The organism is Actinoplanes missouriensis 431 (assembly GCF_000284295.1).
GTDB lineage: Bacteria > Actinomycetota > Actinomycetes > Mycobacteriales > Micromonosporaceae > Actinoplanes > Actinoplanes missouriensis.
The window spans coordinates 3,668,502-3,686,097 of sequence record NC_017093.1 but is presented as its reverse complement, the minus strand read 5'-3'; the positions used below and the strand labels follow the sequence as shown (position 1 = coordinate 3,686,097).

General features: G+C 71.7%; 18 protein-coding genes. 8 read left to right on the top strand and 10 right to left on the bottom strand.

Features of this window, described 5'->3' with window-relative positions:
* The first annotated feature begins 45 nt into the window (after positions 1-45).
* A complete protein-coding gene (locus tag AMIS_RS17295; RefSeq protein ID WP_014443633.1) occupies positions 46-498 on the top strand; it encodes a hypothetical protein in 453 nt (150 codons plus the stop codon).
* A 29-nt stretch (positions 499-527) separates the two neighbouring features.
* On the top strand, positions 528-1,133 hold the full coding sequence (locus tag AMIS_RS17290; RefSeq protein ID WP_014443632.1) for a hypothetical protein: 606 nt from the start codon (positions 528-530) through the stop codon (positions 1,131-1,133).
* A gap of 4 nt (positions 1,134-1,137) precedes the next feature.
* Here AMIS_RS17290 and AMIS_RS17285 read toward each other — a convergent pair whose 3' ends face one another.
* A complete protein-coding gene (locus AMIS_RS17285; RefSeq protein ID WP_014443631.1) occupies positions 1,138-2,028 on the bottom strand; it encodes a LysR substrate-binding domain-containing protein in 891 nt (296 codons plus the stop codon).
* Positions 2,029-2,195: 167 nt separating this feature from the next.
* On the opposite strand from AMIS_RS17285, the gene AMIS_RS17280 reads away from it, so the two are divergent.
* The 3 genes from AMIS_RS17280 to AMIS_RS17270 are packed head-to-tail and all read left to right on the top strand — an operon-like array spanning position 2,196 to position 6,771.
* On the top strand, positions 2,196-3,326 hold the full coding sequence (locus AMIS_RS17280; protein WP_041829857.1) for an amidohydrolase: 1,131 nt from the start codon (positions 2,196-2,198) through the stop codon (positions 3,324-3,326).
* Positions 3,323-4,342: a pyridoxal-phosphate dependent enzyme gene (locus tag AMIS_RS17275; protein WP_014443629.1), complete on the top strand. Its 1,020-nt coding sequence runs from the start codon at positions 3,323-3,325 to the stop codon at positions 4,340-4,342. Before AMIS_RS17280 ends, AMIS_RS17275 begins: the two co-directional genes overlap by 4 nt.
* Before the next feature lie 32 nt (positions 4,343-4,374).
* Positions 4,375-6,771 carry a glycoside hydrolase family 9 protein gene (locus AMIS_RS17270; RefSeq protein ID WP_014443628.1) on the top strand — a complete coding sequence of 799 codons (2,397 nt, stop codon included), beginning with the start codon at positions 4,375-4,377 and terminating at the stop codon, positions 6,769-6,771.
* Between the two features lie 133 nt (positions 6,772-6,904).
* Here the strand turns inward: AMIS_RS17270 and AMIS_RS17265 are convergent, their stop codons facing one another.
* The 5 genes from AMIS_RS17265 to AMIS_RS17245 all read right to left on the bottom strand — a co-directional run bounded on the left by AMIS_RS17265 (position 6,905) and on the right by AMIS_RS17245 (position 11,627).
* Positions 6,905-7,693 carry an ABC transporter permease gene (locus AMIS_RS17265; RefSeq protein WP_014443627.1) on the bottom strand — a complete coding sequence of 263 codons (789 nt, stop codon included), beginning with the start codon at positions 7,691-7,693 and terminating at the stop codon, positions 6,905-6,907.
* The gene (locus AMIS_RS17260) at positions 7,690-8,016 is read right to left on the bottom strand and encodes a hypothetical protein (RefSeq protein ID WP_014443626.1); all 327 of its coding nucleotides are present in this window, start codon (positions 8,014-8,016) and stop codon (positions 7,690-7,692) included. Before AMIS_RS17260 ends, AMIS_RS17265 begins: the two co-directional genes overlap by 4 nt.
* A gap of 26 nt (positions 8,017-8,042) precedes the next feature.
* Positions 8,043-8,762: a DUF998 domain-containing protein gene (locus AMIS_RS17255; RefSeq protein ID WP_014443625.1), complete on the bottom strand. Its 720-nt coding sequence runs from the start codon at positions 8,760-8,762 to the stop codon at positions 8,043-8,045.
* A 77-nt stretch (positions 8,763-8,839) separates the two neighbouring features.
* On the bottom strand, positions 8,840-9,298 hold the full coding sequence (locus AMIS_RS17250; protein WP_014443624.1) for a hypothetical protein: 459 nt from the start codon (positions 9,296-9,298) through the stop codon (positions 8,840-8,842).
* 1 nt (position 9,299) lies between these two features.
* A complete protein-coding gene (locus AMIS_RS17245; RefSeq protein WP_014443623.1) occupies positions 9,300-11,627 on the bottom strand; it encodes a molybdopterin oxidoreductase family protein in 2,328 nt (775 codons plus the stop codon).
* 90 nt (positions 11,628-11,717) lie between these two features.
* Here AMIS_RS17245 and AMIS_RS17240 point away from each other — a divergent pair, with 90 nt between their 5' ends.
* Positions 11,718-12,311: an NIPSNAP family protein gene (locus AMIS_RS17240; protein WP_014443622.1), complete on the top strand. Its 594-nt coding sequence runs from the start codon at positions 11,718-11,720 to the stop codon at positions 12,309-12,311.
* Here AMIS_RS17240 and AMIS_RS17235 read toward each other — a convergent pair.
* A complete protein-coding gene (locus AMIS_RS17235; RefSeq protein WP_157434905.1) occupies positions 12,259-12,828 on the bottom strand; it encodes a pyridoxamine 5'-phosphate oxidase family protein in 570 nt (189 codons plus the stop codon). The genes AMIS_RS17240 and AMIS_RS17235 overlap by 53 nt on opposite strands.
* A 286-nt stretch (positions 12,829-13,114) precedes the next feature.
* Here AMIS_RS17235 and AMIS_RS17230 point away from each other — a divergent pair, with 286 nt between their 5' ends.
* Together AMIS_RS17230 and AMIS_RS17225 are read left to right on the top strand one after the other, a co-directional pair.
* Complete coding sequence (locus AMIS_RS17230; RefSeq protein WP_014443620.1) at positions 13,115-13,501, top strand: VOC family protein; 387 nt, start codon at positions 13,115-13,117, stop codon at positions 13,499-13,501.
* Between the two features lie 46 nt (positions 13,502-13,547).
* Complete coding sequence (locus tag AMIS_RS17225; protein WP_014443619.1) at positions 13,548-14,570, top strand: LacI family DNA-binding transcriptional regulator; 1,023 nt, start codon at positions 13,548-13,550, stop codon at positions 14,568-14,570.
* Here the strand turns inward: AMIS_RS17225 and AMIS_RS17220 are convergent.
* From AMIS_RS17220 to AMIS_RS17210, 3 genes are read right to left on the bottom strand one after another with little or no spacing between them, the layout of a single operon-like run.
* Complete coding sequence (locus AMIS_RS17220) at positions 14,510-16,174, bottom strand: amylo-alpha-1,6-glucosidase (RefSeq protein ID WP_014443618.1); 1,665 nt, start codon at positions 16,172-16,174, stop codon at positions 14,510-14,512. The two genes, AMIS_RS17225 and AMIS_RS17220, sit on opposite strands and share 61 nt — an antisense overlap.
* A 38-nt stretch (positions 16,175-16,212) precedes the next feature.
* Complete coding sequence (locus tag AMIS_RS17215; protein ID WP_014443617.1) at positions 16,213-16,842, bottom strand: CoA transferase subunit B; 630 nt, start codon at positions 16,840-16,842, stop codon at positions 16,213-16,215.
* Positions 16,829-17,527, bottom strand: coding sequence for a CoA transferase subunit A (locus AMIS_RS17210; RefSeq protein WP_014443616.1), 699 nt, complete (start codon positions 17,525-17,527; stop codon positions 16,829-16,831). The genes AMIS_RS17215 and AMIS_RS17210 overlap by 14 nt, the downstream gene beginning before the upstream one ends.
* Between the last annotated feature and the right edge of the window lie 69 nt (positions 17,528-17,596).

The window sequence follows — 17,596 nt, the reverse complement described above, 5'->3', positions numbered from 1 at the left end:
CGATGGACACCCGCCTTCCCCCTCGCGGCGGATACCGTGACTCCCATGGCCGCCGATTCCACGATGGACCGCATCGCCCACGGCCTGGATCTGCACCACCGTCAGGGCCGGCCCGACGCCGCCCGCGACCTGTTCACCGCGATCTGGACCGAGATCGGCGGCGAACGGGGCGATCCGCTGCACGTCAGCGTGCTCGCCCATGCGATGGCCGACGTGCAGGCCGACCCGTACCAGGAATTGCTCTGGGATCAGCGGGCACTGACCGCGACCGGCGCGCTCACCGACGACCGGCTGGCGGAGGCCGGCGTGCCGATGCCGGTCGCCGCGCTCTACCCGTCGCTGCACCTCAACCTGGCCGGCTGCCATCTCAAACTGGGCGACCGGGCCCGCGCCCGCGAGCACGTCGAGCTGGCGCGGGCGGGTCTCGGCGCGCTGGCCGACGACGACTACGGCAGGCTGATCAGGACCGGTCTGGAGCAGCTGGAGCAGCAGTTATGACCGTGGATCACGCTGACTAGTCTGCGATCATGGCATTGACACCGGACGAGTTCCACCAGCACGCGCTCGCCGCCACCGACGGCGAGCACCGGCTACCGCTGTCCCGCATGACGGGCTGGGAGATCAGCCCGTTCGAACAGGACGGGCTCCGCGTCGTCCCGTTCCGCCCGCCGGTGCTGCCCGAAACCCCGCGGCACGGCGAGGACCCCGCCGAGTGCCGCATCTGCGGGGACCGGGACGAGGGCATCTGGTTCAACGAGCGCTGGCGGCTGGCCCGGATCCCCGGTGCCGGGGTGCCGCTGGTCCTGATGCTCTACCCCCGCGACCACCACGACCTGGCCGACCTGCCCGACGAGATGGCCGCCGAGATGGGCCTGCTGGGCGCCCGCATCGTCCGGCACATGCAGGAGTTGCCGCACATCGCCCGCGCCCACATGTACCGCTTCGGCGACGGCGCGGCCCACCTGCACCTGTGGTTCTTCGCCCGTCCCGAGGGCCAGGCCCAGCTCTGGGGCTCCTGGCTGCCGGTCTGGGACGACCTGCTCCCGGAGTACCCGTCCGCCCCGGCCGACGCCGACGCCGCCCTGGTGGCGGACGCCCTGCTCACCTCCTCCGGCGGCACCCGCACGCCGTAGGGGTTCACGCCGCCTCGGCCAGCGCGGCCCGCAGCGCCACGATGATCGGGTGGCCGGCGTGACCGCGGCGCACGGTGGTGACGACGCGCCGGCGGGCCTGCGTCGTGGGCAGGGGCCTCGTGGGTACGGTCGGACGCCGCCCGTTCCAGATCAGGTCGGGCAGGAAGGCGGCCGCGTGACCGGCCTCGACCAGGCGCCGTTGCAGGATCAGGTCACTGGTCTCGTACCGTACCTCCGGTTCGAAGCCCGCCGTGCGGCAGACGGCCGCCGCCCATGCCCGCGAGGCCGAGCCGACCGGTTCCATCACCCACGGATGGCCCGCGAGCAGCGTGAGGGCGCTCCGGTTCCGGGGTGTGTGCACCGCGCGGGGGTGGACCAGCCGGATCGGGTCGGCGAGCAGCTCCTCGCTCTCCGCGTGGGCCGCGCGGGGCTGCGGCTGCTCCGGGTACTCCTCGGCGATGACCAGGTCGAACTCGCGGGCGAGCAGGGCCGGCAGCGCCTGCTCCGGCTCGGCCTGGATGAGGTGGACCCGCAGCCGGGGGTGACGGCCGGCCAGCGTGGTGATCGCGGCCGGGAGCAGCGTGAGCGCCGCGGTCTGGAAGGCGGCGACCCGGACCACGCCGGCCACCTCGGCGGCGAGGGCGGCGACGTCGGCCTGCGCCTGCTCCAGCTGCTCCAGGACCTGCTCGGCGCAGGCGACCAGGATGTGCGCCTGCGGGGTGAGCCGGACCCGCCGCCCGACGTGTTCCAGCAGCACGGCGCCGGCCTCGGCCTCGAGCTGGGACAGTTGCTGGGAGACCGTGGACGGGCTGTAGGAGAGCGCCTGCGCCACCGCGGTGAGCGTGCCGCGATGCGCCAGCTCCCGCAGCAGGCGCAACCGGTGCAGGTCCAGCATCACGCCTCCGGCTATCGTTCGGTCCAGCCGAACGATACCGCTCGAAAACATTCGCTGGACACACACGTCGCACCACCATGAGGGTGATGACGGAGGTGCGGAATGACAATCGTGCGGATCAACCGGGACCACCTGTGGGACGACCTCGCGCTCGACGAGGTGATGGCGTGAGCGCGTCGGTGCGCCGCTGGCGGCACGATCTGCACCGGATCCCCGAGCTGGGACTGCGCGAGCACCGGACCGGCGATTACCTGGCCGCGGCGCTGCGCGAGATCGGCGTGGAGGTCACCCGCGGGGTCGGCGGCACCGGACTGGTCGGCACGCTGCGCCGCGGGACCGGCGGGGCGATCGGGCTGCGGGCCGACATGGACGGGTTGCCGCTGACCGAGCGCGGGGAACGGCCGTACCGATCGGAGAACGACGGCGTCATGCACGCCTGCGGCCACGACGGTCACATGGCGATGGTCCTCGGCGCCGCGCGACGGCTGGCCGCCGAGGGCGGCTTCGCGGGAACCGTGCACTTCGTCTTCCAGCCCGCCGAGGAGCACGGGCTCGGCGCGGCGGCGATGATCGCGGACGGGCTGTTCCAGCGGTTCCCGATGGACGCGATCTTCGGCCTGCACACCATGCCCGGCCAGGCCCTCGGCCGGATCGCCACCCGGCCCGGCCCGCTGATGGCCGCCGAGGACAACTTCGAGATCCGGGTGATCGGCCGGGGCGGGCACGCCGCCCGCCCGCAGATGGTGATCGACCCGATCCCGATCGCCGCCGAGATCGTGCTCGCGCTGCAGACCGTGGTGGCGCGCACGATCGACCCCGCCGAGCCCGCGGTCCTCTCGCTCACCGAGATCACCACCGACGGGGCGCGCAACGCGATCCCCGGCCGGGTGGTGCTGCGCGGCGACACCCGCAGCTTCACACCCGAGGTCCGCGAGCTGCTGGAGCGGCGGATCCGCGAGGTGGCCGCCGGCATCGGCGCGGCGCACGGGGCGAGGTGCGAGGTGACCTACACCCACGAGTTCGAGGCGACGGTGAACGATCCCTCCGCGGTCGCCGCCGCGCTGACCGCGGCCCGGCTGACCGTCGGTGACGAGAACGTCGACGGCGATGTCACGCCGTGGACCGCCAGTGAGGACTTCGGCGCGTTCCTGCGGGTGGTGCCCGGGTGCTTCGCGCTGATCGGCAACGGCGGCGGCGCCTCGCTGCACAGCCCCGACTACGACTTCGACGACGACGCCCTGGACACCGGCGTCGGCTACTACGTGAACCTGGTACGCACCGTGTTGGAGACCCCGTGACCATCGTCGTCAATCCGAACCGCGACCCGGCCTGGACCTGTGCCTCCCCTCCCCCGGAGGCGCTCGCCTTCCACCGCGGCCTGCCCGGATATGCCCCGACGCGACTGGTGGACCTGCCTGATCCGGCACATCCATCCGGTACGGGCCGGGTCGTCGCCAAGGACGAGTCGAGCCGGCTGGGCCTCCCCGCGTTCAAGGCCCTCGGCGCGTCCTGGGCCATCCATCGAGCCCTCCGCGACCGCACGCCGGACGGACCGGTCACGCTGATCACCGCCACCGACGGCAACCACGGCCGCGCGGTCGCCCACTTCGCGAAGCAGTTCGGCCACCGTGCCGAGATCTACGTGCCGGACGGGGTGCACCCGGACGCCGTCCAGGCGATCCGGGACGAGGGCGCCACCGTCGTCCACGTGCCCGGCGACTACGACGACGCCGTCACGACGGCGTCCCGCGCCGAGCACGGCCTGCTCGTCCAGGACACCGCCTGGGAGGGCTACGAGGACGTGCCCGCCTGGATCGCCGCCGGGTACGCCACCCTGTTCCGCGAGGTGGACGGGCAGCTCGGCGGCAGTCCCGGTCTGGTCGTCGTGCCGACCGGCGTCGGGTCGCTGCTGCAGGCGGCGCTGGCGCACTACCGCAGCGGTTCCGGACCGGAGACCACGATCGTCAGCGTGGAGCCGGACTCCGCGGCCGGCACCGCCGCCAGTGTGGGCGCCGGCCGTCCGGTCACCGTGGCGACCGGCCTCACCAGCATGGCCGGGCTGAACTGCGGGACCGTGTCGTCGCTGGCCTGGCCTCTCATCCACCGGGGACTGGACGCGTGCGTCCTGGTCGGCGACGAGGAGGCCGCTGCCGCCGCGCGCGCGCTGACCGCGGCCGGGGTCGACGCGGGTCCGTGCGGGGCGGCGTCACTGGCCGCGCTGCGTGCCCTGCACCGGGCGCAGTCACCGCTGCTGCGCCCGGACACCACGGTCCTCCTGCTGATCACCGAGGGGTCCGCCGCGAACCCGCGTTGACAGGATTGTAATGGGAGCGCTCCCATGTAACGATGACGGTCACTCTCTATCGAGGTGGGACCGGCATGATCAAGAAGCTCGTCACTGCCCTCGCCGCTGCCGTGCTCGGCGCCGGGCTGGTCGGGGTGGCATCGCCCTCGGACGCGGCCGCAGCGCCGTACCGGTACGGCGAAGTGCTCCAGAAATCACTGCTCTTCTACGAGGCCCAGGTCTCCGGCAAGAAACCCGCCTGGAACCGGGTCTCCTGGCGCGGCGACTCGGCGATGACCGACGGCGCCGACAAGGGACTCGACCTGACCGGCGGCTGGTACGACGCCGGCGACCACGTCAAGTTCGGGCTGCCGATGGCGTTCACCACCACGATGCTGGCCTGGGGCGCCGTGGAGAACCGGGACGCCTACGCGAGCTCCGGTCAGCTCACCCACCTGCTCAACAATCTGCGCGTCCCGAACGACTATTTCATCAAGGCGCACCCGTCCGCGGACGTCCTCTACGGCCAGGTCGGCAAGGGCGACGACGACCACAAATGGTGGGGACCCGCCGAAGTCATGCCGATGGCGCGTCCCGCGTACAAAATCGATGCGAGCTGTGGTGGCAGTGAGCTGGCGGCGGAGACGGCGGCCGCGATGGCAGCGAGCTCGCTGGTTTTCCGCACCACCGACGCGGCCTATGCGGACACCCTGCTCTCGCACGCGAAGCAGCTCTATTCCTTCGCCGACCGGGTGCGCAAGAGCTATCACGAGTGCATCACCGACGCGACGTCGTTCTACCGGTCCTGGAGCGGTTACGCCGACGAGCTGGTCTGGGGCGCGATCTGGCTGCACCGGGCCACCGGCGACACGTCCTACCTGGCGAAGGCCGAGGCCGGATACGACGCACAGGGCAACGAGAACCAGACCAGCACCAAGATGTACAAATGGACGATCAGCTGGGACAACAAGCAGTACGGCAACTATGTGCTGCTCTCCCAGCTGACCGGAAAACAGAAATACCTCGATGACGCGAATCGATGGCTCGACTGGTTCACCGTCGGCGTGAACGGCGAAAAGGTGCGCACCTCGCCGGGTGGCATGGTGGTCGTCGACTCGTGGGGCGCGCTGCGCTATGCGGCGAACACCGCATTCGTCGCGCTCGTTCACAGCGACCATCTCAGCGACGCCACCCGCAAGCAGCGCTATCACGACTTCGCGGTCCGCCAGATCAACTATGCGCTCGGCGACAACCCGCGGAACTCCAGCTATGTGATCGGGTTCGGCGCCGATTCCCCCAAGAACCCCCATCACCGTACGGCCCACGGCTCCTGGTGGGACAGCCAGCAGGTGCCGGTCGAGACGCGGCACGTGCTCTACGGCGCGCTGGTGGGTGGCCCGTCGTCGCCGGACGACGCGTACACCGACAGCCGCGGCGACTACGTGATGAACGAGGTCGCCACGGACTACAACGCCGGGTTCACGTCGGCTGTCGCGCGGCTCTACGGCGAGTTCGGCGGGGCGCCGCTGAGCGGGTTCCCGGTCGCGGAGACCCCGGACATCCCGGAGATGTCGGTCGAGACCACGGTCATGCAGAACGAGACCCGCTCGACCGGCGTGAAGGTGGTCGTCTACAACAAGTCGGCGTTCCCGGCGCGGGCCCTGACCGCGGGCCGATTCCGGTACTACTTCACCCGCGACGACGAGACGCCGTTGCAGGTCGGCTCGCCGTATACGCAGGGTTGCCCGGGCCCGGCCACGGCCCGGCAGCACTCCGGCAACGTCTGGTACGTCGAGGTGGACTGCACCGGCTACACGATCGCCCCGGCCGGCCAGTCGGCACACCGGATGGAGGTCCAGCTCAAGATCGGAGTGGGTGAGGGCGGGGTGTGGAACCCGGCGAACGACCCGTCATACCAGGCTGCGGCCGGCCCGAACACCGGCGTGCCGCTCTGGGACGGATCAGCGCTGGTGTGGGGCGCGGTCCCCGTCGGCACAACACCGTCCCCCTCGGCCTCGGTCTCAGTCTCGCCGTCGGTGTCCCCGTCGGCCTCGGTGTCGCCGTCAGCCTCGGTGTCGGTCTCTCCGTCGGTGTCGGTGTCACCGTCGGTCTCGGTCTCGCCGTCGGTGCCGGTCTCGCCGGCCACCGGCTGCCGGGTCGGCTACACCGCGAACAGCTGGAGCACCGGCTTCACCGCCACCGTGACGATCACCAACGGCCCCGCCTCGCTGAACGGGTGGACGCTCGGCTTCGCCTATCCCGCCGGCCAGAAGGTCACCCAGGGCTGGTCGGCGACCGTCACCCAGTCGGGCACGCAGGTCACCGCCACGAACGCGTCCTACAACGGTGCGCTCCCGGCCGGTGGCACGGTGAGCTTCGGCTTCAACGGCACCCACACCGGCGCCAACCCGGCGCCCACGTCGTTCACCCTGAACGGCGCGACCTGCACCGCGGCCTGAAACGCCACGGCGCCGCCTGACGAGATCGTCAGGCGGCGCCGACCGGCGAGGGCGTCAAGACGGCGCAGGAAACCGGGCAGGTCAAGCGACCGAAGGGCGTCAGCCACCGGAGGGCGTCAGCGACCGGAAAGCGTCAGGCGTCGGCCTTCTTCAAGCGGTACGCGGCGGCGCCCAGAGCGACCACGACGTAACCCGCGAAGACCGCCAGCCCCGCCCACGGCCCGAGCGACCCGTCCGCCGTCTGCAGCGACATGATCGCACTGCCGGCGTTGCTCGGAAGGTACGGCGAGAGCGTCTCGGCCAGCGAACCCGGCAGCAGCATGAACACGCCCGGCAGGATGAGCAGGGCACCGGCCAGCACCGCGATGCTGGCGGCACTCGACCGCAGCAGCATGCCGAGCGCGACCCCGAGCACCGCGACCAGGCCCAGGTAGGCGCCCGCCCCGACCAGCGCCCGGAGCACGCCCTCGTCGCCGAGCCCCAGCGCCGTCACGCCGCTGTCCAGCATCGGCGCGCCGAGCATGAAGGCCAGCAGCGCGCCGGCGGTCATCACGGCGAACGACACCCCGCCCGCGACAAGCGCCTTGGCCCAGAGCACCGGCGTGCGGCCGGGAACCGCGACGAACGTGGCCCGGACCATGCCCGTCGTGTACTCAGTCGCGCCGATCAGAGCGCCCAGCACCCCGACGGCGAGTGACGCCAGCGTGCTGCCGGCCAGCGCGACGCTCACCGCGTCCATCCCCTCGACCGAGACCGCGGCCGCGAGCAGGCCGAGCGCGACCAGTAGCACCGCGGACACGCCGGTGGTGACCCAGGTCGAGCGCAGCGAGGCGAATTTCGTCCACTCCCCCGCGAGAACCCCGCCGAAGCGCAGCCGGTAGGCGGGACGGACCCGAACGGGGTCGATCGTGGTGGTCGTCATCGGGCGAGCTCCAGGTGGCTGGTGTATTCGACGGACTCACGGGTCAGGTCCATGAACGCCTCCTCGAGGGAGACGGTCTGCGCGGTGAGCTCGAACAGCGGGATGCCGTGCTCCGCCGCGATCAGGCTGATCTGCCGGGCGGTGAGGCCGGAGACGACCAGCTGCTCGGCGCCGGCCGCGGTGACCGTCACGTCCGGCCCGGCGAGCAGCGTCGCCAGCAGCCCGGCGGCCGGGCTTCCCACCCGCACGCCACCGCCGGCCGCCTGCGCGACCAGGCTCTCCACGCTGGTGTCGGCGAGCAGCCGGCCCCGGCCGATAACCACGAGGTGGTCGGCGACCGGCTCGGGAATCAGCGCCTTCCGGATTCCGATGGTGCCGCGCCCGCCCCGCCCACGCCGCCGTCCAGGCGCAGGCTCTTCCGGCTACCGCGACTGCGGTACACGCCGGTCAGCAGGTGGATTCCGGCGTAGCAGGCCCAGGCCGACAGGGGGAAGACGGCGACCCGTTCCATGCCGCCGACACCGATCCCCGCGCCCTGCTGGGCGAAGAACAGAACGCTGCCGGCGGTGCCGAGCACACCGAGGCCGAGCGTGACCCACCGCAGCCGGGCCAGCGGTGTGCCGGTCCGGGCGAACCCGGCCACCAGCAGCCCGATGTTGCCGATCACGATCACCAGCAGGGCCGCGAGGAGGTGCAGGTTCTCGTCGACGTCGGCCGGGAAGGCGCCGGCCAGGCCCAGCCCGGCCCCGCCGAGCAGCATGAGCGCCTTCCCCCAGCTCCCGGCCTTCCCGCCACCGGTGTGCCGCCAGGTCAGCGCGAACCCGGCGACGAGCAGGACCCCGGTCAGCACGAAGGCGACGTTCATCGCGTCGTGCCACGGCGAACAGACGTACCGGGGCCGGGTGGTGTCCCAGACACCACAGCTGACGTTGCCGAGGTCGCTGACGTTGTTGGTGGCCCAGCTGAACGCGGGATCCGTCCAGCGGAGCCCGACGACGACATTGGCGATGAGGAAGAGGGGCGCCGCGAGGGTCCAGCAGAGGGCACCGAGTCTGTTGTGGAAAGGCATGTGCCGAGTCAATCAGCCGGGCGCCGGCAGCGAACTGCCGCTGACCCCCGTCAATAAGGTACGGCCAGCCCTACCTGTCAATCGGCGACGATCAGCGCCTGTGGCGCGGCCTGTTTCATCCGGCCGCGCAGCCACTGCAACTGGATCGTCGTCTCCCCCTCGCACCCCTGCACCACCGCGAACAGGTCCCGGTCCCGCACGCCCTGCGCCGCCTGCCCGACCATCGTCCAGCAGATGTCGCACTCGTTCGCCATCAGGTACAGATCCTGCAGGTCACGCAGCAGACCGATGCCCCCGGTACGGGTGCCGCGGAACAACTCGGAGTGCAGCCGGTCCGGCTCCTCGGGCGCCTCCTCGGCGTACCGCCGGACGAAGGGTTCCAGCCGCCCGGCGTGCCCGTCGCAGACCCGGGCCTGCTGCTCGCACAGATGCGCCACGTCGGGTTCGTCCCGATGGGCCGCGCCGACCTGCCGGAACGCGTCGGCGAGCGTGATCTGGGCCCGGTGCAGCAGCCCGAGATAGTGAGCGAGATGCATCTCAGTTGCCTCCCGACAGGCGAGCGATCCGGACCGCGGCGACCTTGAAGATCGGCTGCTTCGACACCGGGTCCCAGGCGGTGACGGTCAGCTCGTTCGCCGCGCGGGGCACCCGCTCGGACGGCGGGACGTCGAAGTAGCCGTAGTGGAACGGCACGAAGACCGTGCCGGGCCGGATGCCGCCGATCCGGGCCGGCGCCTGGATCGCGCCGCGCGGCGACGACAGACCGACCAGGTCACCGTCGCTGATCCCGTACCGTGCCGCGTCGTCCGGATGCAGCTCCACCCACACCTCGGGCGCGGCCGCGTCGAGCTCCGGCGCCCGGCTGGTCTTGGTCCGGGTGTGGAACTGGGAGACGGTCCGCCCGGTGGTCAGCACCAGCGGGTACTCGTCGCTCGGCACCTCGGGCGACGGAGCGTAGGAGGCGGCGTGCAGGAAGGCCCGGCCGCCCGGTTCCTTGGCGCGGTACTGCGCGGCGGTGAACTCCGCGCCGGTCGTCAGGTCCTGGCCGTAGGTCTCGCAGTAGTCCGGGTCGGTGTTGAACCGGCCGCCGGAGTAGAGCCGTTCCGTGCCGTCGGGCGCCTCGGCGGTGCACGGCCACGGGATGCCGCTCCCCCCGCGCAGCCGCGCGTAGGAGAGGCCGGTGTAATCGCAGGGCCGCCCGGCCGAGCAGGCCTTCCACGCCTCGAACGCCTCCTCCGGCCCGGTCCAGCCGATCAGCGGCTCCCCGTCGGTGTCCCGGAAGTCCATCCGCCGCGCGTAATCCAGGAAGATGTCCAGGTCGGAGCGGGCCTCACCGGGCGGGTCGACGGCTTTCTCGGACAGGTGCACGGTCCGGTCGGCGTTGGTGAACGTCCCGGTCTTCTCGCCCCAGGTCGCGGCGGGCAGCACCACGTCGGCGAGCTCGGCGGTCTCGGTCAGGAACAGATCCTGTACGACGACGAACAGCCCCTCCTGAGCCAGGATCCGCCGGATACGGGCCAGGTCGGGCAGTGAGACGGCCGGATTGGTGGCCGAGATCCAGAGCAGTTTGATCGAGCCCTGTTCCGCGTACCGCCAGATCTGCATGGCGTGGGTCGGCGGGGACCAGTGCGGGATCGTCATGGGGTCGACGTTCCAGAGTGCGGCCAGCTCCTCGATGTGCGCGGGGTTGTCCCAGTTGCGCAGGCCGGGCAGGTCGCCGTCGGCGCCGGTCTCGCGGGTGTTCTGCGCGGTCGGCTGCCCGTTCATCTGCAGCACTCCGGCGCCGGGCCGGCCCAGCATGCCGCGGATCAGGTGCAGGTTGTTCACCGCGCAGGACGCCGCGGTGGCCTGGTTCGACTGGTAGAAGCCCTGCAGCACGGTGGAGAGCAGCCGCTGTGCCGTGCCGAGCAGTTCGGCGGCCCGTTCCACGTCGGCGGCCGGCACGTCACAGATCTCGGCGACCCGCTCCGGCGTGTACGGCTCGACCGTCCGGCTGAGTTCGTCGAACCCGATGGTGTGCTCGCCGATGTACCGGTCGTCGTGCCACCCGCGCTGGACGATCTCCCGCAGCAGGCCGTTGACCAGCGCGAGGTTCGTCCCCGGGCGCACCCTCAGGTGCACGTCGGCCTCGCGCGCCACCGGCGTGTCGCGCGGGTCGACGGCCAGCATCGCGGGCGGGTTGGGGCCGCGCCGGCGGTCGAGCATCCGCATCCAGAGGACGGTCTGCGTCTCCGCGACGTTGTGCCCCCACAGCGCTATCGCATCACAGAAATCCACATCGGCGTACGATCCGGGCTGTCCGTCGGTGCCGAAGCTGGCCTTGAGCGCAGCCGCCGCGGTCGCCGTGCAGAGCCGCGTGTTGCCGTCCATGTGCGGCGTGCCGATGCCGGCCTTGCCGAGCACGCCGAGCGTGTAGTACTCCTCCAGGAACAGCTGCCCGCTGGTGTAGAAGCCGAAGTGGCCCCACCCGCCGGGACCGTCGAGCAGCTGCCGGGACCTTTCCACGATCCGGCCCATCGCGGTGTCCCAGTCGGTCTCCACGAGACGGCCGTCGCGGCGGATCAGCGGCCGGGTGAGCCGGTCCGGACTGTTGTTGGCCTGCCAGCCGTAGAGGTCCTTCGGATCGAGCCGGCCCCGGTTCACCCGGTCGGCGGCTCTCCCCCGTACCCCGGCGATCTTTTGATCTTTGACCGCGATGTCCATGGCGTCGCCGTTGGAATGGAGGATCGACGCGGACTGCACCCATCTGTCGACGTCGGCCGGGGAGAGCCCGGCGGCGAGATGCTGGTCCACCCGCACCGGCCAGCTCTCGCCCGCTCCGAACGGTGTCCGATCACCCCAGGGGTCCACAATCCGATCAGCCATGGCCACCGCTTACCCCGGCGGGGTTGCGGCGACTCCCCCGATGCCATAGACATCGTTGCGACGGCGCCGGACAGCGGGGAGGATTCTCGAGTGATCGTGGAGTTGCGGCAGTACACGATGCGTCCGGGCCGCCGGGACGAGCTGATCGACCTGTTCGACACCGCTTTCGTGGAGTCGCAGGAGGAGCTCGGGATGGCCGTGCTCGGCCAGTTCCGCGACCTCGACCGGCCGGACATGTTCGTCTGGCTGCGCGGCTTCCCCGACATGGCGGCGCGCGGCCGGGCGCTGCCGGAGTTCTACGGCGGTCCGGTGTGGCAGCAGCACGGGCCGGCGGCGAACGCCACGATGCTCGACTCCGACGACGTGCTGCTGCTCCGCGCTCTCGTGCCCCCACCCCTGTCGGCCCGCGGTTCCCGCTCGCCGGCTTCCTCCTTGCAGGCCACCATCTGGTACCGGGATCGGCCGTTCGACGACACGGTCGCCGGCGCGCTTCCCGGCGCGGTGGCGGTCTTCACCACCGAGTACGCGGAGAACAACTTCCCCCGCCTGCCGGTCCGCGAGGGCGAGCACGCGCTCGTCTGGTTCAGCCGTTCCGACGTCGACGCCGAGGCGCCCGCCGGGTCCGGCGTGGTCAGGACCGAGCGGCTGCGCCTCGCACCGACCGCCCGCTCGGCGTTCCGGTGAAGTAGTCGCTCCCGGCGGGCCGGCCACGCCGCTCGGTGACCTTCTCCAGGTGCGGGACGTGTTTCGCACAGTGGATGTAGGCCTCCCGCACCCGGGCCACCACCCACAGCCGGGCCCGCCGCCCGGGTGGCGTGTCCTGCTGCTCGTCCGGGTCCTCGACGATCTCGGCGGTGCCGTTGAGGTGCAGCCCCACCGTGTCGCGGAAATCGAGGAAGAGCAGCCCGACGTGACCGTTCTCGGTGATGTTGCCGAGGCTCGCCATCACGCCGTTCCCCCGGTACTCCGGCCAGCTCACGTGCTCGGCGTCGAGCACCCGGACGAACCCGGGCGGCCCGGCCCGGAACGTGCTGTCGCACTCGCCGCCGGAGTCGGCCGTGGCGACGAACATCATCTCCTGCCGGCCGATGAAGCGGCACATCGCGTCGTTGAGGTGGTCCAGGGTCTGCCGTTCCGCGAAGGCGTCGGCGCGCTCGCGGGTGCCGAGTCTGTCCTGCAGTTGTCGCTCACCACGGTTCATGATCGCCCTCCTGCTCGCCGCTGCGGGACAGTGTCTTACCGTAATCAGTCGGTTGCATAGAGTTGCAAGTTGCATTGATTCCTTCTGATTTGTCCGATCGTTCAACGATGGCGCACGTCATCGCCCCTCCGATGACGCGACCTCGGATGATCGGCACCGGCGGCTTGTCACCCGATCGGGGGACGTGTCACGCGTCATACCTCAGCCGCCGTGATACCGGGCGGATTCTGCCCGGTATCACTTCTACGGTTCTCCTCGATCGCCCCACCACCGAAGGAGAACCACCGTGCACTTCGCATCGGTCCGCATCATCACCGACCAGGTCGAGAACCTCACCGGCTTCTACGAGCAGGTCACCGGCCGGACCGCCCGCCGGCACACCCCGGATTTCGCCGAGCTCGCCCTGCCGGGCGCCACGCTGGCGATCGGCAGCACCGCCACCGTGCGCTTGTTCGGTGCGGGCTCCGCCGAGCCCGCCGCGAACCGTACCGCCATCGTCGAGTTCCGCGTCGACGACGTGGATGCCGAGTTCGCCCGGCTCGCCGAGCTGATCGGCGAGCCGGTCCAGAAACCCACGACGATGCCGTGGGGCAACCGGTCCCTGCTCTTCCGGGACCCCGACGGGACCCTGGTCAACCTCTTCACCCCGGCACCGTCGCCAGCAGCCGGCTGAGCGGCAATTGCTACGCTGCCGGAATCGATTCGGCGGGCGGGGCGGCATGAGCACCATCGGCGAGATCGCCCGGCGGGCGGGCGTCTCCCGCAGCACCGTGTCCTACGTGCTCAGCGGCAACCGCCCGGTCGCCGAGGAGACCCGCCGGCGTATCCAGGCCGTCATCGACGAGACCGGCTACCGGCCGAACGCCAGCGCCCGTGCCCTGCGTGAGGGCCGCACCCACACCCTGGGCCTGGTCATCCCGCCGGCCGGCGACCGGCTCACCGGCATGCAGCTGGACTTCGTCGCCGCCGTCGTGGAGGCCGCCGCCCGCGCCGACCTCGACGTGCTGCTGTCGCCCTCCGGCGGTGACCACGAGCGGTCGTTCACCCGTGTCGTCGACGGCCGCCGTGTCGACGGCGTAATCCTCATGGAGGTCCGCCTCGACGACGACCGGGTGACCCGCCTGCAGCGGAGCGACCTGCCGTTCGTCACGATCGGCCGTACCGCGCAGCCGGACGGCACGGCCTGGGTCGACGCCGACTACGAGAATCTCGTCGCCCGCTGCGTCGACCACCTCGCCGACCTCGGCCACCGGCACGTCGCGCTGGTCAACCGGTCCGCCGAACGGGTCGCGGCCGGTTACGGCCCGGCCCGCCGCGCGCTGGCCGGGTTCACCGCCGCGATCGCCGGGCGCGGGCTGACCGGCGTCGACGTGTGCTGCGGCGACGACCCGGCGGCCGGCGAGGCCTGCGTGGAGCAGCTGCTCGCCGGCGCCCCGGAGGTCACCGCGATCGTCACCGTCAACGAGGCGGCGCTGCCCGGCATGCGGCGCGCCCTCGACGCGGCCGGCCTGGTCGTGCCACGGGACTTCTCGGTCACCGGCGTCGCGGCCCGGCAGCCGGCGGAGGACTTCCGCCCGCCGCTCACCTCCGCCGGCGTGCCGGTCGAGGAGATGGGCACGCAGGCCGTGGCGCTGCTGCGGGAGCGGATCGCCAGGCCGGCTGCACCGCCGGGGCACCGCCTCTACCGCCCGCCGATCTCGTTGCGGTCCAGCACCGGCCCGGCCCCGCGCCGCGTCTCGTAGTCGCTCGCCAGGACGAGATAGGCGGCGGCCGTCCACGTGTAGGCGCGGTCCCGCAGCCCCTCCCCCGTACGCGCGTCGAAGTTCTCCGCGAACCCGGACTTCTCGCACAGCGCCCGGAACCGCCGGCTCACCTCGTCGGCCAGAGCGGTGAAACCGGCCCGGCGCAGCCCGTCCTCGATCAGCACCGTCGACGGCGCCCAGATCGGGCCGCGCCAGTAGCCGTCGGCCGCGTGGTGCGGTGAATCGAGGGGCTCGGTCGCCAGGCCGTACCCGGTCAGATGGGTCTCGATCTGCTCGGCGAGACGTGCGGCGATCGGCTCCGGCAGCTCCTCACCGAGGACGATCGGCATCAGGTCGAGAAGGCTGGAACTGCGCCGGCGCTCCCCCGTACGCGGGTCGCGGGCCTCGAACCGGTCGCCCGTCCAGAGGTCCCGGATCATCGCGTCGCGGACCTCGGCGGCGATCCGTTCCCACTCCTGCGCCTCGTCGCCGGCGCTCATCCCGGCGAGGCAGCGCAGTTGCAGGACCAGGAAGGCGGCGAGGTCCGCGCTCTGGATCACCCGGCCGCCGTCGAAGGTGGTGGCGTTGTCCCAGCCGCTGTCGTTGCCGTGCGTGTAGTGCGGCAGGACCTCGCCGGGCGCCCGGCGCGCGTCGAGCCAGAACCGCGTCCACCGCACGAGCCGCTGATAGGCGCTCGCCCGCTCGGCGGGGTCGGCCGGCATCATCCGCCGCAGGGCCCAGCCGTGGATCGGCGGCTTCACGAAGTTGTAGAGGACCTCCGAGTGGGTGATCGAGTCCGGCAGCGCCCCGGACGCGTCCTGGTGGTCGAACGGCAGCTGGAACTGATCCCGGGCCAGGTCCGGCTCACCGGCGGCGAGCGCCATCGCGGTGAAGCAGTGGTCCCAGCTCCACACCTTGTCCATCCAGTGCTTGCTCATCAGCACCGCGGGACGGGTGACGAAGCCGGCCGGGGCCACGGTGGCCGACCAGAGGACGTAGGCGGCGAGTCCGGCAGCCGGGGTGTGCTCGCTGCGCCAGGGCGCCACCGCGTCGGCGAACGCGGCGAAATCCGGCGTCGCGGCGGCCTCGTACGGTGGCCGGCCCGTCCCGTACTCCTCGATCGCGACCTCCCACGAGCCGGCCGGCAGCGTCACGGCACGCTCGGCGGCACCGAGCGCCTCGTCGCCGCTGACGCTCGCCGACCCGGACAGCACCGTGACCCGGTACCGGCGACCCGTCTCGTAGGAGGTGAAGACCGCGGAGCCGCCGGCCGGGTCCCGGTACAGGTACGTGCCGCTGAACGGGGTGAGCGTCCCGGCCGCCGCCGCGATCCGCAGGCCCAGCCCGTCGCCGCGGATCCGGACCGTGTCCGGCGTCGTGTAGGCCAGCTCGATCCGGCCGGCGCCGGCGTCCCAGCTCAGCAGCGCCGGGGTGGCGGTCACCGCGGCCGGCTCGGACGGGGTGAACCGCAGGACCGGGTGCATGCCGGTCTGGTGCGACACGAGATGCAGGTCGTCGGCGACCGTGTTCTCGGCGATCACCGGCGAGATGCCGAACCAGGAGCCCCGGCAGCTGAACGGAATGTCCCGGATGGAGAACCGCATCGGTGGCCTTCCCGGTCGGGTGTCGAATCGATTCGACCCTACCCGATCACGAACGGCGCGCCGGTGACCTCCCGGACTCCCTCGACCGTCTGACCGTCCGCCAGCCGGCGCAGGACCAACCCGTCCCCGGTCACGTCGAAGACGGCCCGGTCCGAGACGATCCGGTCCACCACGCCCGCCCCGGTCAGCGGCAGCGTGCACCGCTCGACGATCTTCGGCGAGCCGTCCCTGGCGACGTGCTCGGTCACCACGATCACCCGCGGCGTGCCGGCGACCAGATCCATCGCGCCGCCCATGCCTTTGACCAGCTTGCCGGGGATGGTCCAGTTCGCCAGGTCGCCGTTCGCCGCGACCTGCAGCGCGCCGAGGATCGCGGTCTGCACGTGACCGCCCCGGATCATGCCGAACGACTGCGCCGAGTCGAAGACCGAGGCGCCGGGCAGCAGCGTCACGGTCTGCTTGCCCGCGTTGATCAGGTCGGGGTCCTCCTCGCCGTCGAACGGGAACGGACCCATGCCGAGGATGCCGTTCTCGCTCTGGAGCGTCACCCGTACCCCCGGTGGAAGGTTGTTGGCGACAAGCGTGGGGATGCCGATGCCCAGGTTGACGTATTGGCCGTCGGTCAGCTCGGCGGCGGCGATGGCCGCCATCTCGTCACGCGTCCACACGGGCCCGCACCGTCCTCTGCTCGATGTCCTTCTCCGCGATCTCGGTACGCACCAGGTGCTGCACGTAGATCCCCGGGGTGTGCACGTCGTCCGGATCCACCGGCCCCACCGAGGAGACCTCGGCGATGGTCACCCGTCCGGCGGTCGCGACCAGCGGGTTGAAGTTGCGGGCGGTGAGCCGGTACCGCAGGTTGCCGTCGTCGTCGGCCCGGTGCGCGCGGACCAGCGCCAGATCGGCCACGATGCCGCGTTCCAGCACCACCCGCACGCCGTCGAACTCGGCCTCCGGCTTGCCCTCGGCGATCGGCGTGCCGGCGCCGGTGGGCGTGTAGAAGGCCGGGATCCCGGCGCCCCCGGCCCGCAGCCGCTCGGCGAGCGTGCCCTGCGGGACGAACTCGACGTCGAGCACGCCGTCCAGGTACTGCTGCGCGAACAGCCTGTTCTCCCCGACGTAGGACGCGAGCACCTTGCTGACCTGCTTGTTCTCCAGCAGCAGGCCGAGACCTTTGCCGTCCACGCCCATGTTGTTGCTGACGATGGTCAGGTCACGGACGCCGGTGTCGCGCAGGGCGGTGATCAGCGACGCGGGGATGCCGCAGAGGCCGAAGCCCCCGACGGCGACCGTCATCCCGTCCCGGGCGACGGCGGCGACGGCTTGCGCCGCGCTGTCGACGAGTTTGCTCATGGCCGGGCAGGCTAGGCGGGACGGGCGCGGCCCGCCCCGCTGTGATCATCCAGCGGCCGCCGTGAGCAT